The 23,840-nt window shown below is 61.2% G+C and carries 25 protein-coding genes; 14 read left to right on the top strand and 11 right to left on the bottom strand.

What is annotated here, in order from left to right; all coding sequences use genetic code 11:
• Nucleotides 1-148: 148 nt before the first annotated feature.
• From nth to DWU98_RS15615, 4 genes are all read right to left on the bottom strand, one after another.
• Nucleotides 149-787 (bottom strand): endonuclease III, encoded by a 639-nt coding sequence (nth, locus tag DWU98_RS15630; RefSeq protein WP_115496492.1) that lies wholly within the window; start codon nucleotides 785-787, stop codon nucleotides 149-151.
• The gene (locus DWU98_RS15625; protein WP_115496491.1) at nucleotides 784-1,386 is read right to left on the bottom strand and encodes an RnfABCDGE type electron transport complex subunit B; all 603 of its coding nucleotides are present in this window, start codon (nucleotides 1,384-1,386) and stop codon (nucleotides 784-786) included. The genes nth and DWU98_RS15625 overlap by 4 nt, the downstream gene beginning before the upstream one ends.
• Nucleotides 1,387-1,566: 180 nt before the next feature.
• Nucleotides 1,567-3,660, bottom strand: coding sequence for a methionine--tRNA ligase (gene metG / locus DWU98_RS15620; RefSeq protein ID WP_115496603.1), 2,094 nt, complete (start codon nucleotides 3,658-3,660; stop codon nucleotides 1,567-1,569).
• A gap of 178 nt (nucleotides 3,661-3,838) precedes the next feature.
• On the bottom strand, nucleotides 3,839-4,285 hold the full coding sequence (locus DWU98_RS15615) for a DUF2147 domain-containing protein (RefSeq protein WP_115496490.1): 447 nt from the start codon (nucleotides 4,283-4,285) through the stop codon (nucleotides 3,839-3,841).
• Between the two features lie 143 nt (nucleotides 4,286-4,428).
• On the opposite strand from DWU98_RS15615, the gene apbC reads away from it, so the two are divergent.
• The 4 genes from apbC to DWU98_RS15595 all read left to right on the top strand — a co-directional run bounded on the left by apbC (nucleotide 4,429) and on the right by DWU98_RS15595 (nucleotide 7,340).
• The gene (apbC, locus tag DWU98_RS15610) at nucleotides 4,429-5,523 is read left to right on the top strand and encodes an iron-sulfur cluster carrier protein ApbC (RefSeq protein WP_115496489.1); all 1,095 of its coding nucleotides are present in this window, start codon (nucleotides 4,429-4,431) and stop codon (nucleotides 5,521-5,523) included.
• On the top strand, nucleotides 5,520-6,068 hold the full coding sequence (locus tag DWU98_RS15605) for an NADPH-dependent FMN reductase (RefSeq protein WP_115496488.1): 549 nt from the start codon (nucleotides 5,520-5,522) through the stop codon (nucleotides 6,066-6,068). The genes apbC and DWU98_RS15605 overlap by 4 nt, the downstream gene beginning before the upstream one ends.
• Nucleotides 6,069-6,159: 91 nt before the next feature.
• Nucleotides 6,160-6,726, top strand: a complete 567-nt coding sequence (gene dcd, locus DWU98_RS15600) for a dCTP deaminase (protein ID WP_115496602.1) — start codon at nucleotides 6,160-6,162, stop codon at nucleotides 6,724-6,726.
• 92 nt (nucleotides 6,727-6,818) lie between these two features.
• Nucleotides 6,819-7,340: a hypothetical protein gene (locus DWU98_RS15595; protein ID WP_230474872.1), complete on the top strand. Its 522-nt coding sequence runs from the start codon at nucleotides 6,819-6,821 to the stop codon at nucleotides 7,338-7,340.
• A gap of 73 nt (nucleotides 7,341-7,413) precedes the next feature.
• On the opposite strand, the gene DWU98_RS15590 is transcribed toward DWU98_RS15595, so the two are convergent.
• From DWU98_RS15590 to DWU98_RS15580, 3 genes are all read right to left on the bottom strand, one after another.
• Entirely contained in the window at nucleotides 7,414-7,833 is a 420-nt protein-coding gene (locus tag DWU98_RS15590; RefSeq protein ID WP_115496487.1) for an HIT domain-containing protein, read from the bottom strand.
• Nucleotides 7,830-8,504, bottom strand: coding sequence for a dienelactone hydrolase family protein (locus DWU98_RS15585; protein ID WP_115496601.1), 675 nt, complete (start codon nucleotides 8,502-8,504; stop codon nucleotides 7,830-7,832). The genes DWU98_RS15590 and DWU98_RS15585 overlap by 4 nt, the downstream gene beginning before the upstream one ends.
• A 390-nt stretch (nucleotides 8,505-8,894) precedes the next feature.
• Nucleotides 8,895-9,695 (bottom strand): hypothetical protein, encoded by an 801-nt coding sequence (locus tag DWU98_RS15580; protein WP_115496486.1) that lies wholly within the window; start codon nucleotides 9,693-9,695, stop codon nucleotides 8,895-8,897.
• Nucleotides 9,696-10,054: 359 nt separating this feature from the next.
• Between DWU98_RS15580 and rimO the strand changes: the two genes are divergently transcribed.
• Together rimO and DWU98_RS15570 are read left to right on the top strand one after the other, a co-directional pair.
• The gene (gene rimO, locus DWU98_RS15575) at nucleotides 10,055-11,374 is read left to right on the top strand and encodes a 30S ribosomal protein S12 methylthiotransferase RimO (protein WP_115496485.1); all 1,320 of its coding nucleotides are present in this window, start codon (nucleotides 10,055-10,057) and stop codon (nucleotides 11,372-11,374) included.
• A gap of 13 nt (nucleotides 11,375-11,387) precedes the next feature.
• Complete coding sequence (locus DWU98_RS15570) at nucleotides 11,388-12,215, top strand: DUF3025 domain-containing protein (protein WP_115496484.1); 828 nt, start codon at nucleotides 11,388-11,390, stop codon at nucleotides 12,213-12,215.
• 87 nt (nucleotides 12,216-12,302) lie between these two features.
• Here DWU98_RS15570 and greB read toward each other — a convergent pair whose 3' ends face one another.
• Together greB and DWU98_RS22430 are read right to left on the bottom strand one after the other, a co-directional pair.
• The gene (gene greB / locus DWU98_RS15565; protein ID WP_115496483.1) at nucleotides 12,303-12,809 is read right to left on the bottom strand and encodes a transcription elongation factor GreB; all 507 of its coding nucleotides are present in this window, start codon (nucleotides 12,807-12,809) and stop codon (nucleotides 12,303-12,305) included.
• Nucleotides 12,806-12,937: a hypothetical protein gene (locus DWU98_RS22430; RefSeq protein WP_268990243.1), complete on the bottom strand. Its 132-nt coding sequence runs from the start codon at nucleotides 12,935-12,937 to the stop codon at nucleotides 12,806-12,808. Before DWU98_RS22430 ends, greB begins: the two co-directional genes overlap by 4 nt.
• Nucleotides 12,938-13,083: 146 nt before the next feature.
• Between DWU98_RS22430 and DWU98_RS15560 the strand changes: the two genes are divergently transcribed.
• Nucleotides 13,084-14,577, top strand: coding sequence for a transglycosylase SLT domain-containing protein (locus tag DWU98_RS15560; protein ID WP_115496482.1), 1,494 nt, complete (start codon nucleotides 13,084-13,086; stop codon nucleotides 14,575-14,577).
• A 40-nt stretch (nucleotides 14,578-14,617) separates the two neighbouring features.
• Here DWU98_RS15560 and DWU98_RS15555 read toward each other — a convergent pair whose 3' ends face one another.
• Entirely contained in the window at nucleotides 14,618-15,058 is a 441-nt protein-coding gene (locus DWU98_RS15555) for a hypothetical protein (protein ID WP_115496481.1), read from the bottom strand.
• 151 nt (nucleotides 15,059-15,209) lie between these two features.
• Complete coding sequence (asd, locus tag DWU98_RS15550; protein WP_115496480.1) at nucleotides 15,210-16,055, bottom strand: archaetidylserine decarboxylase; 846 nt, start codon at nucleotides 16,053-16,055, stop codon at nucleotides 15,210-15,212.
• 154 nt (nucleotides 16,056-16,209) lie between these two features.
• Here asd and prmB point away from each other — a divergent pair, with 154 nt between their 5' ends.
• The 7 genes from prmB to DWU98_RS15515 all read left to right on the top strand — a co-directional run bounded on the left by prmB (nucleotide 16,210) and on the right by DWU98_RS15515 (nucleotide 23,800).
• Entirely contained in the window at nucleotides 16,210-17,136 is a 927-nt protein-coding gene (gene prmB / locus DWU98_RS15545) for a 50S ribosomal protein L3 N(5)-glutamine methyltransferase (RefSeq protein ID WP_115496600.1), read from the top strand.
• 12 nt (nucleotides 17,137-17,148) lie between these two features.
• The gene (locus DWU98_RS15540) at nucleotides 17,149-17,682 is read left to right on the top strand and encodes a GNAT family N-acetyltransferase (protein ID WP_115496479.1); all 534 of its coding nucleotides are present in this window, start codon (nucleotides 17,149-17,151) and stop codon (nucleotides 17,680-17,682) included.
• A 99-nt stretch (nucleotides 17,683-17,781) separates the two neighbouring features.
• Entirely contained in the window at nucleotides 17,782-18,870 is a 1,089-nt protein-coding gene (aroC, locus tag DWU98_RS15535; protein ID WP_115496599.1) for a chorismate synthase, read from the top strand.
• 66 nt (nucleotides 18,871-18,936) lie between these two features.
• Nucleotides 18,937-19,950, top strand: coding sequence for a 2-hydroxyacid dehydrogenase (locus DWU98_RS15530; RefSeq protein ID WP_115496478.1), 1,014 nt, complete (start codon nucleotides 18,937-18,939; stop codon nucleotides 19,948-19,950).
• 106 nt (nucleotides 19,951-20,056) lie between these two features.
• Nucleotides 20,057-21,085 (top strand): aspartate-semialdehyde dehydrogenase, encoded by a 1,029-nt coding sequence (locus DWU98_RS15525; protein WP_115496477.1) that lies wholly within the window; start codon nucleotides 20,057-20,059, stop codon nucleotides 21,083-21,085.
• On the top strand, nucleotides 21,085-21,363 hold the full coding sequence (locus DWU98_RS15520) for a hypothetical protein (protein ID WP_115496476.1): 279 nt from the start codon (nucleotides 21,085-21,087) through the stop codon (nucleotides 21,361-21,363). Before DWU98_RS15525 ends, DWU98_RS15520 begins: the two co-directional genes overlap by 1 nt.
• Before the next feature lie 169 nt (nucleotides 21,364-21,532).
• Complete coding sequence (locus tag DWU98_RS15515) at nucleotides 21,533-23,800, top strand: motility hub landmark protein FimV (RefSeq protein WP_115496475.1); 2,268 nt, start codon at nucleotides 21,533-21,535, stop codon at nucleotides 23,798-23,800.
• Nucleotides 23,801-23,840: the final 40 nt, after the last annotated feature.

Genomic DNA, 23,840 nt, shown 5'->3' with positions numbered 1-23,840 from the left:
GGTTATTGGAAAGAAACGAATCACCCATACGACTCGCCGCAAGCGTTCAACTCACCTCACTGTCATTCCACCTTCGCCGGAATGACGAGCGCAGGATTCGGCTCGATGACACGATCTGTAGATCGCTGTGCGAAGAGACAGGCAAACATCACCTCGCCGGTGTCTTGTCCTTGTACCGACACAGATCGCGAATCACGCACTGCGGGCAATCCGGCTTGCGTGCCTTGCAAACGTAACGTCCATGCAGGATCAGCCAATGATGCGCATCCTGCTTGAATTCAGGCGGCACAATTTTTTCGAGCTTATCCTCGACCGCCCGCACATCTTTGCCAGGTGCAAGGCCAGTGCGATTGGCAACGCGGAAGATATGCGTATCGACGGCAATGGTGGCGTGGCCGAACGCTGTATTAAGCACCACATTGGCGGTTTTTCGTCCGACACCCGGTAGCGCCTCGAGCGCTTCGCGATGATCCGGCACTTCACCATCGTAGTGTTCGACGAGGATGCGGCACAGCGCGATGACGTTCTTCGCCTTGGCGTTGAACAAGCCGATGGTGCTGATATAACGCTTAAGCTTTTCCTCACCCATGTCGAGGATCGCCTGTGGCGTGTTGGCGACGGGATACAGCTTGCGCGTGGCCTTGTTCACGCCGACATCGGTGGCTTGTGCGGAAAGCACGACTGCAACCAACAGTTCGAAAGGTGTGCTGTAGACCAGCTCGGTCGTGGGATGCGGATTGAGTTCGCGCAGCCGTGTGAACAGTTCGACTACATCCGCTTTTTTCACTGACCGGGCTCCTGTTTTTTTTCTTTGATGCGGGCGAGGGCATCGAGCACGCTTTGGCTCGGGCTGTGCACCTGCGCTTTGCGTGCTGCCAACTCTGCCGCGCGTTGCACCTGCTGAGCAGCAACGCGTGTTTCGCGGCGCTGGAAGTGATGGCGTGCGGCATCGGCGTGAGCGGGATCGTCGGCCTGCGCGAGCGGCATCGGTTCAAGCACGATGCAATCGACGGGGCAGGCAGGTACGCACCGTTCGCAACCGGTGCAATCATCGGCGATGACGGTATGCATCAGCTTGTTCGCACCGACGATGGCGTCGACGGGACACACCTGGATGCATTTGGTGCAGCCGATGCAATCGGCTTCCACGATGCGCGCCAGCGTGCGGGGTTTTTCAACGCCGTTTTCGGGATTCAACGGCAGCGGCGCACAACCGAGCAGGGCGGCGAGCTGGACGATACCTTCGCTGCCGCCGGGCGGGCATTGGTTGATCGGCGCGTCACCCTTGGCGATCGCTTCCGCATAGGGGCGGCAGCCGTGGTAGCCGCATTGTTCGCATTGCGTTTGCGGCAGCAGGGCGTCGATGCGGTCGGCGAGGGTGTTCATGGTTTAGGGAATGTTCGATCTCGCCTCACCGTCATTCCGGCGCAGGCCGGAATCCAATACAAACAGGCCCTACGCAGCACTCAAGAAAAAAAGTGTGTCCTTCGGACGCATGTTGAAACTGGATTCCGGCCTGCGCCGGAATGACGTTCGGCGAAGTTAAGCATGACAGTGCGTGCTGGCTCAACGTACCGTCGCGCCTGGTTTGGCGCCCTGATCCGCATCCAGGAGAAACAGATCGCTCCCGCCATCGCCAGCCGAAAGAATCATGCCTTCTGATATACCAAAGCGCATCTTGCGCGGCGCAAGGTTGGCAATGAACACCACATTGCGGCCCACCAGCTTTTCCGGCTCGCCATAAGCGGCGCGAATGCCGGAGAAGATCTGTCGCTTGCCGAGCGGACCGGCATCCAGCTCAAAGCGCAGCAGCTTGTCCGAGCCTTCCACGAATTGGCACACCAGGACCTCGCCGATGCGCAGGTCGAGCTTGGCGAATTCGTCCATGCCGATGGTGGCGGCGGCTTCAGTGGAGGGTGATGCGGCGTCAGTCATGGGCGTGCTGTCTTTCTTCTTGGGGGCAGGTTTGGTTTCGGGTTCCGGCGCGGAACCGAGCGATTCCTTCGACGCTTCGATCATCGCTTCGATACGCTTGGGATCGATGCGTGACAGCAGCGGTTCGAAGGCTCGGATGGTATGGTTGTGCAGGGTGGCGCACGCGGCATCGAAATCGGCGATGGGTGCGTCCAGGAATGTTTCCGCCGCTTCCACGGTGGCTGGCAACACCGGCTTGAGCAGTCCGCCGAGCAGGCGGAATGCAGCGAGCGAGAACGAGCACACGCGATGCAATTCGTCGCGCTGCGCCTCATCCTTTGCCATCACCCATGGCGCCTTGGTGGCGATGTGGCCATTGACCAGATCGGCCATGAGCACGAACCGGCGCATCACTTCGGCAAATTCGCCGCTCTCATACAACGCCGGGATGTCGTCGTAGTGCGAGATCAGCACGCGCCACAATTCGCCTTGTTCGGGCGAGAAATTCGCAGCCAGACGACCATCGAAGAATTTGTGCACGAAGCCGGCCGTGCGGCTGGCGATGTTGACCCATTTGCCAATCAGATGCGAGTTGACGCGTTCTTCGAACGCCTTCAAATCAAGGTCCACATCCACCGGCGCGTCGCTCAGCATCGTGGCGAAGTAATAGCGCAGGAACTCAGGATTCAGCCCGACATCCAGATACGTGCGCGCCTGGATGAAGGTGCCGCGCGACTTGGACATCTTCGCGCCGTTGACGGTGAGGTAACCGTTCACGTGCAGCGCGGTCGGTGTACGAAGCTTTGCACCGTGCAGCATCGCCGGCCAGAACAGGCCGTGAAAATTGATGATGTCCTTGCCGATGAAGTGATGCATTTCCGCGTTGCTGTCCGGCTTCAGGAAATCATCGAACTTCACGCCCGTGCGATCGCACAGGTTCTTGAAGCTGGCCAGATAGCCCACCGGTGCATCCAGCCAGACGTAGAAGAACTTGCCTGGCGCATCGGGAATCGGGAAGCCGAAGTACGGTGCATCGCGCGAGATGTCCCAATCCTTCAGGCCGCCGTCCAGCCATTCCTTGAGCTTGGCGACGACACCAGGGTTGGCGACGGGTTTGCCATGGGTGAGGTTGCCGGCGAACCAGTCGCGCAGCAGCGCTTCGAACTTGCCCAGTTCGAAGAAGTAATGTTCCGAATCGCGCAGCACGGGCGTGGCACCGGAGACCACCGAATAGGGATGGATCAGATCCGTCGGTGCGTAGGTGGCGCCGCAGTTTTCACAGTTGTCGCCGTACTGATCCGGCGTACCGCACTTGGGACACGTACCCTTGATGTAGCGGTCCGGCAGAAACATCAGTTTTTCGGGGTCGAACAACTGCTGGATGCTGCGTTTGGCGATATAGCCGCCGTCGCGCAGGCGCGTGTAGATCTGCGACGCCAGCTCGTGGTTCTCGTGCGAATGCGTGGTGTAGTAGTTGTCGTAACTGAAATGGAAGCCGGCGAAGTCGGCTTCATGGCTGGCGCGAATGCCGTCGATAAACGCTTCCGGCGACATGGCCGCCTTTTCGGCAGCAAGCATGATCGGTGTGCCGTGGGCATCGTCGGCCGCTACGAAATACACCTCGTTGCCCATCATTCGCTGCGCGCGGACCCAGATGTCGGTCTGGATGTAGCCCAGCATATGGCCCAAGTGCAGCGGGCCATTGGCGTAGGGCAGGGCGTGGGTAACGAGTAGTCGGCGGGGCATGATGGCTACGCTGGCTGGAGAGCCATGCATTATGGCATGCCCGATGTGTTGGGCCGAGAAACCGCAGCCTTGGGCGCCATGGAGGTGTACGCGCGCGGCACTTCGGTGCGAATCGACATGACGAAGTGCTGCGTTTGGACCCGATCAAATCAAAGCCAGCGCGTTGCCGCGCCTCCTGCTATGGCATGCGCTCCCACACTTGGCTGCGACCCAGCAACGAAAAGCCGATGTAGCCGTGCACATCAAGCTTCTGCCCGCCATCGGCCATGGTGAGTTTGACGCTGTAGATCTTGCCGTTCTTCGGATCGAGGATCTTGCCGCCATCCCACACGTCGCCGTCCTTGCTGACGCCCCACATGATGACCATGCCTTCGATCGGCTGATCTTTGCGCGCGCCGCTGCATTCCTTGCAGGTCGGATGCGGACCGTCGTCGGAGAGCAGCACTTGCAGCACTTTGCCCTGGAGCTGGCCGTTGTTTTCGGTGATCTGGATGACGGATTTGGGCTTGCCGGTCACGTCGTCCACCTGCCGCCATGTGCCCACCGGCGTGTCGTTGGCGGCCCAGGCAACGGCCGAACCCAGCAACAGACAGGCGAAGACGGCAAACTGCGACAGACGGTTCATGGCAATGCTCCCTACGTTGGCGTATGGATCAGCGTGCCGAGCGGCAACGGGGGCGGTCAAGCTGCAATGCGCAAACATGCTTGCCACGGTGGCTCATCGCCCCTGCTGGCATAATGGCTGTTCCGACCACAGCCCCTTTTCCCATGACGCAGGTGAACGAAACCCTGGTGCGCCAGATTCTCGGCGACCTTATCGACCCTCATACCGGTGCCCCTTTGGTCGAGTCGATTCGCGCCATAGGCGTGGACGGCGGCCGGGTGTCGGTGGATATCCAGCTCGGCTATCCGGCAGCCGATGCCGGCAACATGCTGGCCGAGCAGGCGAAGCGTGCGTTGGAGACCGATGCGGCGATCGAATCGGCGGTCGTTTCCTTGTCCAGCCGTATCCATGCGCACAAGGTGCAGGGCACGCTGGCGCCACTGCCCAATGTGAAGAACATCATTGCGGTCGCCTCTGGCAAAGGGGGCGTGGGCAAATCCACGGTGGCGGTCAATCTCGCGCTGGCCTTGGCCGCGGAAGGGGCCAAGGTCGGCATTCTGGATGCGGATATTTACGGCCCCAGCCAGCCCCGCATGCTCGGCATTCACGGCCGTCCGGAATCGCCCGATGGCAAGACCATCATCCCGATGACCGCCCATGGCCTGCAGGCGATGTCGATCGGTTTCCTGGTCGATGAAGAAACGCCGATGATCTGGCGCGGCCCCATGGTCACCCAGGCCATGATGCAGCTGCTGGGCGACACGCGCTGGGACGTACTCGATTACCTGATCATCGATCTGCCGCCAGGCACCGGCGATATCCAGCTCACGCTGTCGCAGAAGGTGCCGGTGGCGGGCGCGGTGATCGTGACCACACCGCAGGACATCGCGCTGCTGGATGCGCGCAAGGCGCTCAAGATGTTCGAGAAGGTGGACGTGCCGGTGCTCGGTATTATCGAGAATATGGCCACGCACGTGTGCACGCACTGCGGCCATGAGGAGCACATCTTTGGCGAAGGTGGCGGCGGCCGCATGGCGGCGCAGTATCAGGTGCCTTACCTGGGTTCGCTGCCGCTGGATATCCGCATCCGCGAACAGGCCGATGGCGGCAACCCCACGGTGGCGGCCATGCCCGATTCCGATCTTGCCGCCCGTTACCGCGAGATCGCGCGCAACACGGCCGGTCGGCTCGCGCGCCAGCCGCGCAATAAATCGCTGGGCCTGGGCAAGATCATTGTGCAGGGTCAGCCGGCGGCATGAGCACCGCCGTAAGGCGCGTGCTGTGTTTTTCCGGAAGCCTGCGTCGTATTTCGTCCAACACCGCCGTGCTGATGGCGGCGCGGGTGATGGCACCGGCCGATCTTTCGCTGGCGCTTTACACGGGCCTGGGTGCGTTGCCGCTGTTCAATCCGGACGATGACGCCGTCGGGCTGCCGGGCGGCGTGCAGGCATTGCGTGCTGCGGTCGGACACAGCGATGCGTTGCTGATCGCTTGTCCGGAATACGCCCATGGCGTGCCCGGCGCGTTCAAGAATCTGCTCGACTGGCTGGTCGGTAGCCTGGAATTTCCCGACAAACCGGTGCTCCTGATCAATGCGTCTGCGCGCGGTTCGTACCATGCACAGGACGCCTTGTGCGAAATCTTGCGCACCATGTCGGCACGCTTGCTGGCGCCCGAACCGATGCCCGTGGCGTTGCCCGGGGCAGGCTGCACACCGGAGCAGATTCTTGCCGATCCGGCGCGCCGGGTAGAACTTGAGACGGTGCTGAGCTGTCTGCAGGCGGCATTGGCCGGAGCGGCTTGAGCGGCACTCTGGCGAATACACCCGCCAACCATGTATTTTTGTCGCTTTGCGCCTGGACCCACCGGGCGCGGCTGGGAGCACCGGAGTCCGCGTGAGCATCAAATCCGACAAGTGGATCCGCCGCATGGCGGAACAGCACGGCATGATCGAGCCGTTCGAGGCCGGGCAGGTCAAGTTGCGCGACGGCAACAGGCTGATTTCGTACGGTACTTCCAGCTATGGCTACGACGTGCGCTGCGCACGCGAGTTCAAGATCTTCACCAACATCAACTCCACCATCGTCGATCCGAAGGCTTTCGATCCGACCAGCTTCGTCGATGTGCAAGCGGATGTGTGCATCATCCCGCCCAATTCCTTTGCACTCGCCCGGACCGTGGAATATTTTCGTATTCCACGGCAGGTTCTTACCGTGTGCCTGGGCAAGAGCACCTACGCCCGTTGCGGCATCATCGTGAACGTGACGCCGCTGGAGCCGGAATGGGAAGGCCACGTGACGCTGGAGTTCTCCAACACCACGCCGCTGCCCGCCAAGATTTATGCCAATGAAGGCGTGGCCCAGATGCTGTTTTTCGAGTCCGACGAAGAGTGCGAAACCAGCTACAAGGACCGCGGCGGCAAGTACCAGGGCCAGCAAGGCGTCACCTTGCCGCGGACCTGAATGCGCCATGTACTACACGTATTGATGTCATCCACCTTTTCCCGGCGGCGCTACACTTCGCCTGGCTACACTGATATTTGCAGGAGATCCGCATGATCCGTCTTTCCACACTGTCGACCCGCGGCGCGGCCGTACTTCTGCTCGGCAGCTTGCTGGTGCTTGGCGGTTGCCATCGCAATGCGACCAAGGACACGGTGGGAACCACGCAGGTACAAAACCAGTTCGACATGACCATGAAGGCTTACAAGAGTGGTCAGTTCCTGATTGATGGTGCCGTGGTTTCCGCGCTTGATGCGGGCAGCCACTTCTCTTACCTGAAGGACACGGGCAAGCTTCCCAAGACCGTGCTGCTGCTGCCCAGCGATGATTCGAAGATCCGCAAGCAGCACCTGCAGTACATGGCGCGCCTGGAACTCGATTACGGCTTTGTCGCCTATTACGACGACGGCGGCAAGCTCGCGCGCATCAACCCGGTCGAGACCAAGGCGCGCGCGCTGGAGGATTACCATGCCCCAGCCTCTGCACCGAGCAGCGACACCAACAAGGACGCGGCCGGCAAGTCGTATGGCGATCAGTCTTCGGATGATTCGTCCCAGGGTGGCGGCGGCCACTGATTGTTTTGATGCGTCGAAACAAAAGCGCCCGCGGTTCGCGGGCGCTTTTGTTTTATCTGCTTGCGGCGTGAGTTCAACCTGATACGTCCATAGCACGTTTGAGGCGCTCCGCGAGCGAGTGCAGATCATCAGCACCATAGGGTTGCGCGCGACCGCTGCCCCACACGGGCCCAGGCCACGCCGCATCGCCTTCCTTGCGCGCGACGATGTGTATGTGAAGCTGCCGCACGATATTGCCGAGCGCGCCGATATTGATCTTGTCGCACGGCACGATCTCGCGCAGTACGGCGGCGATATGGCGGATTTCCTTCCACAGGGTCGCACTCGCCTCATCTGACAGATCCAGCAGTTCGACCAGTTGCGGTTGACGTGGCACCAACACCAGCCACGGAAAACGTGCGTCGTTCATGAGCCGCACGTCGCACAAGGGTAGGGAGGTGAGATGTCGCGTATCCGCTTCCAGTCGAGAGTCGAGCACGAAGCCGCCGCTCATGTGCCGGCCAGGTATTTATCGAAGAAGGCTATCGTGCGTTTCAGTGCCAACTCCGCGCTCGCCTGATGATAGTGACTTGGGTCGACGTCGCGATTGAACGCATGGCCCGCGCCAGAATACGTATAGACGTCCATCTGTGGAAGCATCTGGCGATGCTTGGCAACCATGTCAGGCGGAATGGATGTGTCGTCCTCGCCGAAATGGAACATCACCGGGGCTTTGAGCTTCTCCTCCAGAAACGGCACATTGCGCCCACCGTAGTAACTCACCGAAGGCAGCCCGAGCCGGATGGCTGACAGAAACGCCACCGTTCCGCCCCAGCAATAACCCACCGTGCCGATTTTGCCGGCCGATGCGATCGCCTCGGCGGCGCTGGCGACATCTTCCACGGCGCGATCAAGCCCCAATTCACCCACCAGTTGGCGACCTTTGGTCATGCCGCCATCCGAATAATCCAACTGCACATCGCTTTCCAGGTGATCGAAAAACGCTGGAGCGATAGCGGTATAGCCCATGGCGGCGAAACGATCGGCGACGCTGCGGATGTGTGGCGTGACACCGAAGATCTCCTGGATTACCACCACACCGCCCTTCGGTTTGCCTTCGGCTTCGGCCACGTAGGCCCCGATGCATTGCGTGCCTGCGGTAGGGATATTGATCTGCTTGCCCATCATGTTTTTCCTCGAACGCGATTGGAAATCAAGTTTACGCAAGGACGATAGTATGCAGCGTGCGTGGTGAGCGCTGGTGTAGTGTGCAGCCCAGATGAAATGGGCACTTTTCCGCTGACTGTCTTTCCGCGCTCTGATGCTTGAAGGTGTTTGCGCAAACATATTGGCTCGGCAGGAGATCGTGACTTCGCCTTGGTGCAAAAGAACGCAGGCAAGGAACCTCCCCGGTTGGACGAGTGGTTGAGTAAAAAGTCCTTTGAAGTCAAATGCTAAGCGGTCGATACCACGGCCGAAGCCCCAGGATGGGATTTGTATCGCTGAGGCGGCCTAGTGCGCTGGATATATGCTCGATCGATTGCGGGTCTGGCTGATGTAATAGAGGAATGCAAATCAAAGCGTCGGGTAGGGGGCTGCATTCAACAACATGATGCGCCGCTCGGTGGCTTCGAACGTTTTTCCATTCTTCGCTCGCAATACGTCTTTACGAGTCACAAGCAGTTCATCGCTAAAAACAACGCCTTTCACAAAGGTGGTGTAACCCTTCCAATGAGAACGGCCTGGCATGACATCGAATGTTTCCATGTTGCCATCATGACTCAGCTGGATGGTTGAAGGATCGCTTTCCGCATAGAAGCCCGTAGCGTCGCCTTCGCGCATCAGGGTCACACTTCCGCGCTGATTGTCGACGCGTATCACCGTCACGGTTTCAACTCCATCCTTGCCGCCCAACTCCCAGGCTTGGTTTAGCTTGACGTTCCACGTCATGCCATCGACGATGCGCGAAGGCGGTACGCCCCAGATGGCTGGGTTATAAAGCAGTCCGCTTGCCTCGAGATAAGGTTTGCAAGTGTCGACAGCGCCTAACTTGATGGAACAATAAGTGCGGCCATTATCGCGAAGAGCTTCCTGATCCTGGCCTCCCTGCAGACCGTCATAGCGCCACGTTGAGCTGAAGCGCCATTCTGATGGCGACGAAGAAAGTACCGCATAGTCGGCTGAGCCACCGTTGCGGCCAACATGTTCATCAAAGCCTGGCGCCTTTATCCAGCGCAAGATGGAAAATACATTGCTATATGTCTGGCCTGCGATGAGCTGAGGATTCAGGTAAGTATTATCTACGCTCTCTTTTGCGAGGATTGATCCAGAAATGGCCAAAGATAGGAGAAAAGCACCGAGCGTGTAGGGCTTCATAGAGGCATCCTGTTTACGAGGGCGCACATCGCCGGCCGAGCGTATTGCTCGAAGTTCTTCCAAACACGTGAAGGAAGTCATTGATGAGTAGTGGCGGCAACTGGGGTACTCGCACCCTGCGCAAAGCAAGCGCGACCATCCGAAGACCGTTCCACGCTGACTTCTTCAACACCGGCAAACCTGAAGTCGTTTTTACGGGCCGTCTTGCGGCGCATTCCGGTGCGAGACCTGGAGGAGCCATAGCACATTAAACGAGGCCTGGTGCCATTAAGGGGGAATGGTTAAAGACTCTGTCAGAGTATCAGCCCCGATTACCGCTATAATTGGCGGTTTGGCAATACCTTAACGGTTCCCAGATCATGTCCAAGGCCACCCCGAAAATCGGCTTCGTCAGCCTCGGCTGCCCCAAGGCCCTGGTCGATTCCGAGCGCATCCTCACTCAGCTGAAGGTCGAGGGTTACGAGATCGTGCCCAGCTACGACGCGGCTGACGCGGTGGTGGTCAACACCTGCGGGTTTATCGATGCCGCCGTGCAGGAATCCCTGGATGCCATCGGCGAGGCTTTGCATGAGAACGGCAAGGTGATCGTCACGGGATGCCTGGGCAAGCGTTCGGAGCTGATTCGCGACGCGTATCCGGATGTGCTCGCGATTACCGGTCCGCAGGATTATGCGAGCGTGATGCATGCCGTCCACACGGCATTGCCGCCCAAGCGCAATCGGCTGTTGGATATCATTCCGGATACCGGCATCAAGCTGACGCCGAAACACTATGCCTATTTGAAGATTTCCGAAGGCTGCAATCACCGCTGCAGCTTCTGCATCATTCCCTCGATGCGCGGGGACCTGGTGTCGCGACCGGTGGATGAAGTGCTCGTCGAAGCCGAGCGATTGGTGAAAGGCGGCGTGAAGGAATTGCTGGTGATCTCGCAGGACACCAGTGCGTACGGCGTGGACATCAAATACGCCGAGCGCAGTTGGCGGGAGAGGGCCTACCGCACGCGCATGACCGACCTTTGCACGGGTTTGGCGGAACTGGGCGCCTGGACGCGTTTGCATTACGTCTATCCGTATCCGCACGTGGACGAAGTAATGCCCCTGATGGCGGAAGGCAAATTGTTGCCTTACCTGGACATTCCGTTCCAGCACGCCAGTCCGCGCATCCTCAAGCTGATGAAGCGCCCGGGTAACATCGACAAAACGTTGGAGCGCATCCAGGACTGGCGCAAGCAGGTACCGGATCTCACCTTGCGCAGCACGTTTATCGTCGGCTTTCCGGGCGAGACCGATGCGGAGTTCGAGGAATTGCTGGATTTTCTGCGCGAAGCCGAGCTGGATCGCGTGGGTGCATTTACCTATTCGCCGGTGGAAGGCGCCAAAGCCAACGAGCTGCCGGATCCCGTTTCGGACGAGCTGAAAGAAGATCGCCTGGAGCAATTCATGGCGGTGCAGGCGGAGATTTCTGCTGCCAAGCTCAAGCGCAAGATCGGTCGTACGATTAAGGTTCTGGTCGACGAAGCCGGTCCACACGGCGCCATCGCACGTTCGTCCGCCGATGCACCGGAAATCGATGGCGTCGTGCGCATTGCCAACGGCCAAGCGCTGAAGCCGGGGCAGTTCGTTGACGTGGCGGTCGACGCGGCAGACGAGCACGACTTGTACGCGTCCGTCATTCACTGATCTGCATGCGGCCATGCGTTATGTCGCGCCAACGCGAGCAGCGATCGATCCGATCGTCTTCACGCATGCGCCGCTGAGTCATTGGAACGAATACGCCCCCTGGCTTGAGGGCCTGCAGTGGCCATCCATCGACGAACTCAATGCACGGTGGCTACAGCATGCCGGTGAGCGTTTCATCGCACAGACGCGTGAGGTGCTTGAGGACGGCCTGCATTACGAAGAACGCATTGCGACGCAGGCGCTGATCGCCACGCGTCAAGCCAACTGGCACGACCTCTTCAACGCGATGGTCTGGCTGCGCTATCCCGCGCTCAAGCGTGCGCTCAACCAGCAGCAGGTGATGGAGATTGCCCGCGTCGGGCGACGCGAACGTTCACGTCCGCAATGCGCGCAAACGCATTTCGATGAAGCGGGCGTCATCGTCTTGGTGAGAGATCAGCGGTTGCTGGAACTGTGGGACCGGCACGATTGGTACGGATTGTTCTGGCGCCATCGCACGGCATGGCTGGATGGTTCCATCGCCGTGGAGGTGTTTGGGCACGCATTACTCGAACATGCTTTGACGCCCGGCAAGCTGTTGGTGGGCAAGGCGCTGGCCGTATGGGTGGAAGACAGCGCGGATCGCTCCACTGCCGTGGCGCGCTGTGCGGATGCGATTGGGCAGGCGCGTCTGCTGCGTGATCCGCTGGAATTGCGTCCATTGCCGTTGTCAGGGATTCCAGGCTGGGATCCGGCCAATGAAGAGGAGGCGTTTCATCGCGAGGCGCCGTGTTATCAGCCGTTGCGTGAGGGGCGGCGTTATCCCGCGCCGCTACCGTTGGCGGTGAGCCATTTGCAGTGATGTATGCGGATGCCTAACCGTCATTCCTGCCAATATGCCGGAATGACGCCTGGGCAGGATTCGCACCCTTAGATGGTGCCGAATCGTCTATGCAGCCAGGTACTCCACCGCAATCACTGCAAACCGCGTCCGGCCGCCCGGCAATTCAGCCTCGAATTCGTCGTCCACCTTCTTCTTCAACACTGCACGCGCCATGGGCGAGTCCACGCTGATCCATCCACGCTTGGCATCGGTCTCGTCCGGACCCACGATGCGATAGCGCGCCGTCTCGCCACTCTCAACGTTCTCCAGCTCGATCACCGCCCCGAAGAACACCGTCTGCTGATCGACCGGAGCACCCTCAGCCACCTTTAGCGAAGGAATCCGTTTGCTGAGATAGCGCACGCGGCGATCGATCTCGCCGAGCTGCTTCTTGCGGTAGGTGTATTCAGCATTTTCTGAACGGTCCCCCTCGGCCGCCGCAGCGGCCAATGCCTTGACGACCTCGGGGCGGAGGGTGTGCCACAGGTGATCGAGCTCGGCTTTGAGCTTTTCGAAGCCGCCGCGGGTGATGATCGCGGTGGAGCGCGGGGCAGGAGGGCGCCAGCGAGTCATGTCGATGCCGCCGCGTCGAGCAGGCATGGGTTGCGTTGGCCGCGTGTACAGGCGATCGAGCGATCGGCGCTGTCGACGATTACCGTTTTGTGCAACCAATGGTTGCGTTTGATGACAATGTCTGGCATGAAAGCGTCCAAAGACTGGGGCTCGATTTTAACGGTGTAGTTGCGCGGTATCGAACAAAAACCGCACGACATCGACAAGAACGTGTTTTGAGTCTGCCCGCGCAGCCGGGCTAAGGCTGCGCCCTTCAGTACCGGTGTAACCCGACATGCCTTATCGTGCCCTTGTTCGTTCGTTCCGTCTGGTTGCATGCGTTGCGGCTTTGGTGCAACTGACCGCCTGTGCGTCCACCCAGAGCAATGCAACCAAGCCGCCGCCGCCAGCCTCCGTCGTTGCTCTTTACGGGCAGCTCGATCAGGCCAGCCGCAGCTATGAAACCGCGCTCCAGCAGACGCGCGCCGGGGATATGGAGGGCGCGCAGAAAACGCTGGATGCCTCCCTCGATCAGCTGCGCGACGCCGCCGCGCACTGCGGCGCCACGCCCGGATGCGATCCGCAGCGCTTTTTCTCGGTTTTCGACCATCTGCTGCGCCTGAAGGATGGCAGCTTCATTGGCGACCAGACGCCCGATGATGAGGACACCAGCACCAGCCCGCCGTTGGCGCCATTGACCGGCCAAGCCGGTGCCGGCAGCCTGCCGGAAGCGCAGCGCAGCGTGACGCTGCTGCGCGGCCACCAGCTTTCCGAGCTGATTGCGATGAACGGGCCGGTGAAGGCTGCGCTGGAGATGTGGCTCACACAGTGGCGCGGCAACCTGATGGAGGCCTACGTCAATTATCAGTTCCTGCGCCAGGAAATGTGGCCGCAGTATCAGCAGCAAGGGCTGCCGGAAGCCTTGTTGTTCGGCATCATGGCCAAGGAATCGGGCGGCAAGGTGCACGCCGTATCGCGCTCGGGCGCGGCAGGGCCATTGCAATTCATGTATGCCACGGGGCTGCGTTTTGGGCTCACCGATCAGGATGGCTTCGACACCCGTTTTGATCCGGCTGACTCCGCGCGTGCGAATGCCGAATACATCAACGAGCAGTTGAAGTCCTTCAACGACAATCTCGAACTCACCTTGGCCGCTTACAACGGCGGCGAAGGGCGTATGCATCGCCTGGTGGGCGAGGACACCTCGGTGAGTTTCTACGACCCCCGCATCTACGCACAGCTTTCGCAGGAGACGCGCGACTATGTACCTGAGGTGCTGGCGGCTGCCTGGCTGTTCCTGCATCCGGATAGCTACAACCTGCGCTTTCCACGTGTGGATGGCCAGACTGCGAACATCACGCTCAAGCGTTCGGCTTCGCTTTCAGAACTCACTGTCTGCCTGGGCTCCCCCAACGACATGCCGGACGGCTGGTTCCGTACCTTGCGTAATCTGAACCCGCGCCTGGACCCGCAGCAGGAGCAGCCGCTGGGCGCCGAACTGCAGATTCCCAAATCATTGGAAAAGGTCTACGACGCGCGTTGCGTGGATGGTCCGTGGCCGATCCTCGCCAGTGACCTGCACAATGCGGTGGTGCCAGTGTTTCCGGAACCGGCGCCAGCCGCTGCGGATCCCGTCGTTCGCTACACCGTTCGTCGTGGCGACACGCTGGCGACCATCGTGCGCAGGCATGGCAGCTGTGCCAGCGAAGCGCAGGTTGCGCGCATGAACAATCTCAAGTTCAGCCACATCAAAGCGGGGCAGGTGCTGAAGTTGCCCAGTTGTCGTTAGGGCGTCGCCCCGACGAACCTTTGAGTGATTTTAGGGGGAGCTATGCCGCTGCACCCGAGCGCATCCACCGCGCCGTGGCATCCGGCTGCTCACCGCCCACGTCACGCAGTTCGCGCAACACCCGCAGCAGTTGGCGGTGTTGCGGCTGCAAGCTGGGATGCGGGGAGTCTTTGGTTTCGTGGTAGGCCACGGCCAACCATAACGCGATGCCGCGCAACGCGACCTCCGGGTTGTCCGATTGCGCGCGACCGAAGCCGATCGCCGTACCCTGACCCCACGGTACATAACGCTGCTCGGGTGAGGTGCTGTACAGATGCGGGAACTCGCATCGGGATGCTTGTCCGATTTCCCGCAGGGCCATGATCCCCAAGCGCGCACGCGTGCGTACCGGCAAAGCGGCAATGCTGCGTTCGATTTGCCGGAATTGACGCTGCAACTGCCGGGCGCGATTCATCGCGATTAAGCGGGTGACAATCTGCATGTGACCCCTCGTAGGACAAGCCGCACGGGCGTGCGGATTGGACACGCAGGATAACGGCGTGTCTCACCACGATGCGCCGAAAACGTCACAAAATGACGACAAATGTCAAAGTGCGGCGAAGAAGGCGTGCAATGATCGTCGATTTGATGCCTTAAATGTGATGCAGTTCACCTAATCGCTCGCCAACCTTGATCGCCTGCTGCGAGGTGAGCGTGTCCAGTTCGGCCACGCCTTCGGGCAGCAGCACGATCACGGTGGAGCCCATGTTGAAGCGCGCCATCTCGCCGAAGCGATCCAGCGTGATGTTCTGGCCGACAAACGACTTGCGCCGAATCGACGGCGCATACGGCGGAATCACCAGTCCATCCCACACGGTGGCGACGGACGACACCAGGATCGCGCCGACCATCACGACGGCGAAGGGACCTTGGGCGCCTTCGAAGTGGCAGACCAGTCGTTCATTGCGTGCGAACAGGCGGGGGATGGCGTTCACCGCGAACGGCGCCACGCTGAAAATTCGACCGGGAATATGCACTGTTTCCTTCAACACGCCACGCAGTGGCATGTGCACACGGTGATAGTCGCGCGGTGACAAGTAGATGGTGACGAAGCGCCCGTTTCGGTAAGGCGCTGCCGCGGCCTCGTCGCCAAGCAATTCGGCGGCGGTGTAGTCCTGGCCTTTGGCCTGGAAAATGCGTCCATCGACAATGGGGCCCGCCTGGCTGATGCGGCCGTCGGCCGGCGAAATCAGGGCGCCGGGCGTCGCATCTGCCCGGCGGGCATCGGGGCGCAGTTTGCGCGTAAAGAACGCATTGAAGTGGGGATAGGCGAACGGATCCGATTGCGCGGCCTGCGTCATATCGACCTGATAACTGCGCACGACCTTGCCGATCAGAAAATTCTTCCATGGCGCGAATGTCCATCGCGTAGCCCAATAGACCACGCGCGACAATGCCCGATGGGGGAGGATGTATTGCAGGAGTACGTTGAAAGTCATCCCGCCAGTATAAGTGCCAGTGCAGGCCGAGAAACCGTAGACGGGCTCTAACGCATCGGCGCGACGCCTGACGAAGGCGGAGGGTGCCATGAACCATCAGCTACGCGACCCGCAATCGCTATACTTCACAACCCCCAAGTCGGACCTGCCTCCCGTGACCGCCGAACTCGCCTCCATCATCGATTTCATTCGCTACGGTGCCAGCCGCTTTTCCGCGGCCGGGCTCACCTTCGGCCATAGCCATGACAATCCGATCGATGAAGCCACCCATCTGGTGTTGGCGAGCCTGCATCTGCCGCCGGACATTCCGCCGGCTTACGGCGCTGGCAAACTCACCGCCGAAGAGCGCGTGCGGGTGCTCAACCTGATCGAGCGGCGCATCAACGAGCGTCTGCCGGTGGCTTACCTCGTCGGTGAAACCTGGTTCGCCGGCATGAAGTTCAAGAGCGACCGCCGCGCCCTGGTGCCGCGTTCGCCCATTGCCGAACTGATCGAAGCGGGGTTCACGCCCTGGCTGGATGGCCGCCACTTGGAACGCGCGCTGGACCTGTGCACCGGCTCGGGTTGCATCGGCATCGCCATGGCTTCCTACAACCCTCACTGGCAGGTCGATATCGTCGACATCAGTGAGGATGCACTGTCGCTGGCGCGCGAGAATGTGGCCTTTCAGCACGTGGGAGACCGCGTGGACGTGGTGCGGTCCGATCTCTTTTCGGCGCTGAAGGGCCGCAAGTACGACTTGATCGTATCCAACCCGCCTTACGTCACCGAGGACGAATACGCCGCGCTGCCTGGTGAATACAGCCACGAGCCCAAGCTCGGCCTTACCTCGGGCGAGGATGGATTGGACATCTGCCTGCGCATCCTGGATGAAGCGGCTGATCTGCTTACCGAAGAAGGGTTGTTGATCGTGGAGGTGGGCGAAAGCGAGCATGCGCTGAGCGCTTTGTTGCCCGACGTACCGTTTGTATGGATCGAGTTCAAGGTCGGCCCGATGGGCGTGTTCGTGCTGGAACGGCGTGAGCTGATCGATCATGCCGACGCCATTCACGCGGCTGCGGCCGCGCGCCGTCGCGGTTGATCGTTCTGTCAGGTGGAGCTGACCACGGCAAGGCTGTGCCTGGTCGCGCTGCACGAAAGCGATGCGGAGGCCTTATTTGCCTACCGCTCCGATCCCGTGGTGGCGCGATACCAAGGCTGGTATCCGGCTACGTGCGAGGAAGCGCTGGCGTTTATCAGGGCGCAGCAACAGGTTTCGTTGGATTCACGCGATAGCTGGTTGCAACGGGCCATCCGTCGGACCACCGATGACCGGCTGATCGGCGATGTCGGCCTGCACATCCCAGCCGATTCAGGGGATTCCTACGAGTTCGGCATCAGCATTGCGCCCGCTTGCCAGAGCCAGGGTTACTCCCGCGAGGCGCTGTGCGCATGGCTTGGTTGGGTGTTCGGTCAGCTGCGTGCCCATCGCGTGCACGCATCGATCGATCCGCGCAATCTTGCTAGCGTAGCCCTGTTGCGCTCGTTGGGCATGCGGCAGGAGGCGTATTTTCGTGAAAGCCTGAGGTTGCACGGCGAGTGGGTGGATGAGGTGATTTATGCCTTGCTTGCGAGAGAATGGCGGTAATGGAATAAGACGACCGCTGGGTTCGGCAAGCGCGAGGCATCCAAGCATGGCAAGATGCAAGGTCAATCCAGCCTGATCATTCGCGCCTTTGGTTACCCCGTGTCCAGCAATTCCACCGGCAAGCTGTTTACCGTTACCACTTTTGGCGAGAGCCACGGGCCGGCCATCGGCTGCGTGATCGACGGCTGTCCGCCTGGATTGCCGATCTCCGCGGAGGAATTCCGCACGGATCTCGATCGCCGCGCTACCGGCCGCAGCCGCCATACCTCGCAGCGGCGCGAGGCGGACGAGGTGGAGATTCTGTCCGGCGTATTCGAAGGCTGTACTACTGGCACGCCGATCGCGCTGCTGATCCGCAATACGGATCAGCGCAGCAAGGATTACAGCGACATCGCCCAGACATTCCGTCCCGGACATGCCGATTACACCTACTGGCAGAAATACGGCATCCGCGATCCGCGCGGCGGCGGGCGGTCATCCGCGCGGGAAACCACCATGCGTGTGGCGGCGGCGGTGGTCGCCAAGAAGTGGCTGGCCGAGCGGTATGGCGTGCGTGTGCGTGGTTACCTTGCGCAACTGGGCGGCGTCGTTCCCGCCGGTTTCGACTGGGATGCGGTGGAAGAAAACCCGTTCTTCTGGCCCCATGCGCCCCAGGTGCCCGAACTTGAGAAATACATGGACGCGCTGCGCAAGTCCGGCGACTCGGTCGGCGCACGCGTCAATGTAGATGCCGATGGCGTGCCGCCCGGCTGGGGTGAACCCATCTATGGCAAGCTGGATGGCGATCTGGCCGCCGCGTTGATGTCGATCAATGCCGTCAAGGGTGTGGAGATCGGCGATGGCTTCGCCGCGGTCACGCAGCGAGGCAGTCAGCACCGCGACGAAATGCATATGGACGGCTTTACGTCCAATCATGCCGGTGGCATTCTGGGAGGCATCAGTACGGGGCAGGTGGTACGTGCCTCGATCGCGCTCAAGCCCACCTCGAGCATCCTGATTCCCGGCCGCAGCGTGAACCTGGCCGGTGAACCGGTCGAAGTGGTGACTAAGGGGCGCCATGACCCCTGCGTCGGCATCCGCGCCACGCCCATCGCCGAGGCGATGGTGGCGCTGGTGCTAATGGATCACGCCTTGCGTCATCGCGGGCAGTGTGGCGACGTGGGTGACATAAAACCGCGCATTCCTTAATGGAAGAGGAACCTGCACGCCTTTCGAGGGATGCAGGCGGTAAGCGCCCCAAGGTAGTTGATCGAGATGAGCAAGTCACACAGCGTCTGGGTTTCCCGCCCGCTTTTTCCGGAAGTACTGGCCCACCTGGCGCAGTACGTCCATGTGCATGCGGAAACCGAAGACCGCAAGCACAGTTCTGCGGAGCTGCGTGAAAAGCTTGCCGCCGTCGACGGCGCCATCGTGGCGTTGAGTGACCGCATCGACGGCAATGTCATCGCTGGCAACCAGCGATTGCGCGTGGTGTCCAATCTTGCGGTGGGCTACAACAATTTCGATGTGCCTGCGCTAACCGCTGCGGGCATCCTCGCGACCAATACGCCGGACGTGCTCAACGAAACCACGGCAGATTACGCCTGGGCGTTGCTGTTGGCGGCGGCTCGGCGCGTTAGCAGTGCCGAGCGCTGGCTGCGCGCAGGCCATTGGCGCGGGGGTATGCGCTTCGATGATTGGCTGGGCGTGGATGTGCACGGCAAGACGCTGGGTATTCTCGGCATGGGGCGCATCGGTCAGGCGATCGCTCGCCGTGCCTGCGGCTTCGGTATGCCGGTGCTCTATCACAACCGCTCGCGTCTGCCGCAAACCGTGGAACACGATTGCTGCGCGACCTGGGTCGAGAAATCGGAATTGCTCAAACGCGCCGATCACCTGATGCTGGTGTTGCCGTACAGCGCGCAAAACCATCACGCTATCGGCGCTGCCGAACTGGCCCTGATGAAGTCCACCGCCGTGCTGGTAAACATCGCGCGCGGCGGCATCGTCGACGATGCCGCACTTGCCGTGGCCCTGCGTGAAGGTCGCGTGGCCGCCGCGGGCCTCGACGTGTTCGAGGGCGAGCCGGCCGTGCATCCGGCCCTGCGCGAACTCGACAACGCCGTGCTCAGCCCGCACATCGCCAGCGCCAGCGCCGATACGCGCCGCGCGATGGCACAACTGGCGGCGGACAATCTGCTGGCGGCGCTGGGTTACGGGCCCGATGCCGGACATCCCCGTTCGCCACTCAATCCGGAGGCGTGGGGAAAGCATGCGGCGGAAACGTGATACGCCTCACGTTGACGAGGCTGTGCCGTGTTGTTTGCGTGCCACGCAGGCTAGATTCCCCGGTTTGGGCGCGGCGATCATCCATCCCAGACAAGTGACCTAAGAGATGAGCAAGAAGAGTAGTTACAAGGTAGCCATGGTAGGCGCGACCGGTGCCGTGGGTGAAACGCTGCTGAGCATCCTGGCGCAGCGCGACTTCCCGGTCAGCGAGCTGGTGCCGCTGGCGAGCGAGCGCTCGGCCGGCAGCAAGGTGGAGTTCGCCGGCAAACAGGTCACAGTGCGGAACCTGGACGACTACGACTTCAATGGCGTGGACATCGCCTTCTTCTCCGCAGGTGGTTCCGTAAGCCGTGTGCATGCACCGCGCGCTGCGGCGGCGGGCGCGGTGGTGATCGACAACACCTCTGAATTCCGCTACCAGGATGACATTCCGCTGGTGGTGAGCGAAGTGAATCCGCATGCCATCGCGCAGTACACCACCCGCGGCATCATCGCCAACCCCAATTGCTCCACCATGCAGATGCTGGTGGCGTTGGCGCCGATCCATCGGGCGGTGGGCATCGAGCGTATCAACGTGGCCACGTATCAATCGGTCTCCGGCGCCGGTCGTTCGGGCATGGAGGAACTTGGCAAGCAGACTGCCGCGTTGCTCAATTTCCAGGATGTGGAGAAGTCGAAGTTTCCCAAGCAGATCGCGTTCAACGTGATTCCGCACATCGACGACTTCCAGGCCAACGGCTACACCAAGGAAGAAATGAAGATGGTGTGGGAAACGCGCAAGATCCTGGAGGACGAATCCATCCAGGTGAATCCCACCGCCGTGCGCGTGCCCGTGTTCTACGGACACTCCGAAGCCGTGCACATCGAAACGCGCGACAAGATCACCGCCGAACAGGCGCGCGAGCTGCTGGAACAAGCGCCCGGCATCGTCGTGCAGGACGAGCGCAAGGCGGGTGGTTATCCCACGCCGGTGGGTGATGCCGCCGGGCAGGATCCTGTCTACGTGGGCCGCATTCGCGAGGACATCTCGCACGATCGCGGGCTCGACATGTGGGTGGTATCCGACAACATTCGCAAAGGCGCCGCGCTCAATGCGGTGCAGATCGCGGAATTGCTGATCGAGGATTATCTGTAATGCAACGCTTCGGACTGGTTTTGCTGGGCTGCCTGCTGGCTTCCAACCTCTTTGCCCAATCGTCCGCCGAGACGGCCCATCAGGCGGCAACGGTGAGCCAGCAGGTGGCCCAGCACCAGGCCGAAGTGCAGCACCTGCAGAAGGATGTCAGCCAGCAGGAGTCGGCCAGTGAGCAGGCCGCGGAACAACTGCAACAGCAAGACCGTACCATCGCGGAGCTGCGTAAACAGCTCAAGGCGGCCCAGGATGCTCCCAGCCGCCAGCCCGCCGGGCATTGATGCCGATCACGGCTCGCGAAAAAAACGCTCTGAAAGGGGCCTGCCAGGCGAATCTGGTATTGTTGATTGACGTTTATCTAACTAAAGTGACGACCTTCAGGAGAAAGTCGCCGCAAGCTGCGGTGGCTTTTCACTAAATAGCGTCCGGGTTGTCTCGGGGGAGCACGCGATGAATCGTTCGTTGAAGCTGTCGATACTGTTGGCGCTTGCGTTGGGCAGCACCCAGGCGGCAGCCGTTGAGCTGGGGCAGGCGCACGTCAAATCGGCCCTGGGACAGCCCCTGCTGGTCGACATTCCCGTGACCCAGGCCACGGCGGCCGAGCTCCAGAGCCTGAGCGCCCAGCTGGCGTCCAACGATGCCTTCGCCAAGGTCGGCGGACAGCGCCCCACCATACCCCTGCAGTTCAATCTGGTGAACGAGAACGGCCATAGGGTCATCCGCGTCACCAGTAGCGCCAGCGTGGACGATCCTTATCTGGATCTGCTGGTGGAAGTGCACAGCAACGCCGGCAGCACCGTACGCGAATTCGCCATACTGCTCGATCCGGCCAACAAGGTCGGGCAAGCGGCAAGCAGCAGCGCGCCGGCTCATCATCCGGCCCCCGCCGCGACGGCTTCAGCGCAGAGTGAAGCGGCGCCCGCTCCGCGTCGCGCGCCTGCGCACAGTGCAACCGCTGAAGTGAAGAACGGTCAGTTCGGGCCGGTGGAGAAAGGGCAGACGCTCTCCCACATCGCGACCGAAGTGGCACCTTCGGGTGTGAACACCGATCAGATGATGCTTGCCTTGAAGGCTGCCAATCCAGACGCCTTCTATCGCGACAACATCAACGCACTAAAGGCCGGCGCCATCCTGCGTGTGCCTTCGCGCGATGACGCGCTGACGACGGCCATTGCCCAGGCCGCCGCGGCCGTACGCGAGCAGAACAGTGACTGGCGCAATGGTGCGGTCAGCGCGCCGGTTGCGGTGGCGGCGGGTGCTACGCGTGAAAACTCGTCCGTGGCACCCACGGCCAATAGCAATACCGACCGTCTCGCGCTGGTACCTCCGGGCAGCGAAGGTCAGACTGCAGGCGACACGAATGGAAAGGGCAGTGCTGCCGTTCGGCAGCAATTGCAGCGCAGCCAGGAAATGCTTGCCTCCTTGCAGCAGCAAAGCAACGACCTCAAGTCGCGCCTGAAAGACCTCGAAGACATCAACACCAAGAATCAGCGTCTGTTGTCGCTCAAAGACGACGAAATCGCCGATCTACAGAAAAAACTCGCTCAAGCGCGCAAGACTGCCGGCATGCCGCCGGCAGCGGCCGTTGCCAATGCACCCGCTGCCGCTGCCGCTGCAGCGCCAGCCAAGGTTACGCCCGAAGCTACCGCGCCCACACCTGCTGCCGCTCCTGCGCCGGAGCTCGCCAACGCTTCAACCGCACCGACCAAGCCTTTAACGGCGCCGGCCAGCGCTTCCACTGCTTTGCATGCCGCGGTCACCACGCCATTGAATGGTCCCGCCAAGCCAGTCGCTCACCCTGTGCACCATGCGCCTGCTGGCGCGCCGGAAGAGCAACCTTGGTACATGCAGTCCTGGGCCTGGGCTGCGGGCGGTGGCGTGATCGTTCTGCTCGCACTGGGCCTGTTGGCGCGTCGCGGCAAATCAAGTGGTAAGCCCACCAAAGTGATGCCGCCGATCAAGGGTTCGCTTGCTGATCGCTTCGGCACGGTGGATACCGATGAGGACGGGCACCCTGCTTCGGGTTCCGACCCGGATCAGGACGAACTGCTCGATCAGCTCGCCGAACAGCCCGACGACATCGGCCTGCATCTGGAACTGGTCAGCCTGTATTACACCCGTCGCGATGTGGAGCACTTCGAGGCGGCTGCCGAAGCCATGCACGCGCACATCGCCGATCCGAATGAGCCGGAATGGCAGGATGTGGTGCACATGGGGCGCGATCTCGCGCCGGGCCATCCGTTGTTCGTCGAGTCGACCACGGCGTCCGGGCAGGACGATCATCCGGCGCCGCACCACTTCGATCTGGATAGCTACGCCAGCCGCTCCGAGGCTGAGCCGATGGCACCGGCCAAGAACCCGTCAACGCAACCGGCCAAGGTCAGCGAGTACCATTTCGATTTCGATCTGACGCCGCACCATCCTGACGCGCTTGTGCGTACCGATGCCGCCACTACGGCGACGCAGGCGGAAGAGCCGGAACCGGTTTCCACCTGGAAATTCGACGATGCGGCCGAAGCCGCACCCGCGGCGCATACCGATCACGGTGCATTCGAGGAACTGCACGACGATCCGGTCGATACCAAGCTCGATCTTGCGCGTGCGTATCTGGACATGGGCGACCCCGATGGCGCTCGCGCCATGCTCGAGGAAGTCCTGCACGAAGGTACCCAGATGCAGAAGGACGTAGCCAGGCAGTTAATGGAAAAAATCCACTGACGCCGAGCGGTCTGCGCCTCTCCGATCGGGCCGGCATTGC

Source organism: Dyella monticola (genome assembly GCF_003363155.1).
Lineage (GTDB): Bacteria > Pseudomonadota > Gammaproteobacteria > Xanthomonadales > Rhodanobacteraceae > Dyella_B > Dyella_B monticola.
This window is presented reverse-complemented; position numbering and strand designations above follow the sequence as displayed.

Excerpts from the sequence above, each read along its gene's own strand:
- DWU98_RS15625 (WP_115496491.1), bottom strand. The coding sequence starts at position 1,386 with ATGAACACCCTCGCCGACCGCATCGACGCCCTGCTGCCGCAAACGCAA.
- DWU98_RS15615 (WP_115496490.1), bottom strand. The coding sequence starts at position 4,285 with ATGAACCGTCTGTCGCAGTTTGCCGTCTTCGCCTGTCTGTTGCTGGGT.
- DWU98_RS15605 (WP_115496488.1), top strand. The coding sequence starts at position 5,520 with ATGAGCACCGCCGTAAGGCGCGTGCTGTGTTTTTCCGGAAGCCTGCGT.
- DWU98_RS22430 (WP_268990243.1), bottom strand. The coding sequence starts at position 12,937 with ATGCCAGACATTGTCATCAAACGCAACCATTGGTTGCACAAAACGGTA.
- DWU98_RS15595 (WP_230474872.1), top strand. The coding sequence starts at position 6,819 with ATGATCCGTCTTTCCACACTGTCGACCCGCGGCGCGGCCGTACTTCTG.
- apbC (WP_115496489.1), top strand. The coding sequence starts at position 4,429 with ATGACGCAGGTGAACGAAACCCTGGTGCGCCAGATTCTCGGCGACCTT.
- rimO (WP_115496485.1), top strand. The coding sequence starts at position 10,055 with ATGTCCAAGGCCACCCCGAAAATCGGCTTCGTCAGCCTCGGCTGCCCC.
- DWU98_RS15585 (WP_115496601.1), bottom strand. The coding sequence starts at position 8,504 with ATGGGCAAGCAGATCAATATCCCTACCGCAGGCACGCAATGCATCGGG.
- DWU98_RS15515 (WP_115496475.1), top strand. The coding sequence starts at position 21,533 with ATGAATCGTTCGTTGAAGCTGTCGATACTGTTGGCGCTTGCGTTGGGC.
- DWU98_RS15570 (WP_115496484.1), top strand. The coding sequence starts at position 11,388 with ATGCGTTATGTCGCGCCAACGCGAGCAGCGATCGATCCGATCGTCTTC.
- asd (WP_115496480.1), bottom strand. The coding sequence starts at position 16,055 with ATGACTTTCAACGTACTCCTGCAATACATCCTCCCCCATCGGGCATTG.
- DWU98_RS15555 (WP_115496481.1), bottom strand. The coding sequence starts at position 15,058 with ATGCAGATTGTCACCCGCTTAATCGCGATGAATCGCGCCCGGCAGTTG.
- DWU98_RS15560 (WP_115496482.1), top strand. The coding sequence starts at position 13,084 with ATGCCTTATCGTGCCCTTGTTCGTTCGTTCCGTCTGGTTGCATGCGTT.
- metG (WP_115496603.1), bottom strand. The coding sequence starts at position 3,660 with ATGCCCCGCCGACTACTCGTTACCCACGCCCTGCCCTACGCCAATGGC.
- DWU98_RS15525 (WP_115496477.1), top strand. The coding sequence starts at position 20,057 with ATGAGCAAGAAGAGTAGTTACAAGGTAGCCATGGTAGGCGCGACCGGT.
- DWU98_RS15530 (WP_115496478.1), top strand. The coding sequence starts at position 18,937 with ATGAGCAAGTCACACAGCGTCTGGGTTTCCCGCCCGCTTTTTCCGGAA.
- DWU98_RS15580 (WP_115496486.1), bottom strand. The coding sequence starts at position 9,695 with ATGAAGCCCTACACGCTCGGTGCTTTTCTCCTATCTTTGGCCATTTCT.
- DWU98_RS15520 (WP_115496476.1), top strand. The coding sequence starts at position 21,085 with ATGCAACGCTTCGGACTGGTTTTGCTGGGCTGCCTGCTGGCTTCCAAC.
- DWU98_RS15590 (WP_115496487.1), bottom strand. The coding sequence starts at position 7,833 with ATGAGCGGCGGCTTCGTGCTCGACTCTCGACTGGAAGCGGATACGCGA.
- greB (WP_115496483.1), bottom strand. The coding sequence starts at position 12,809 with ATGACTCGCTGGCGCCCTCCTGCCCCGCGCTCCACCGCGATCATCACC.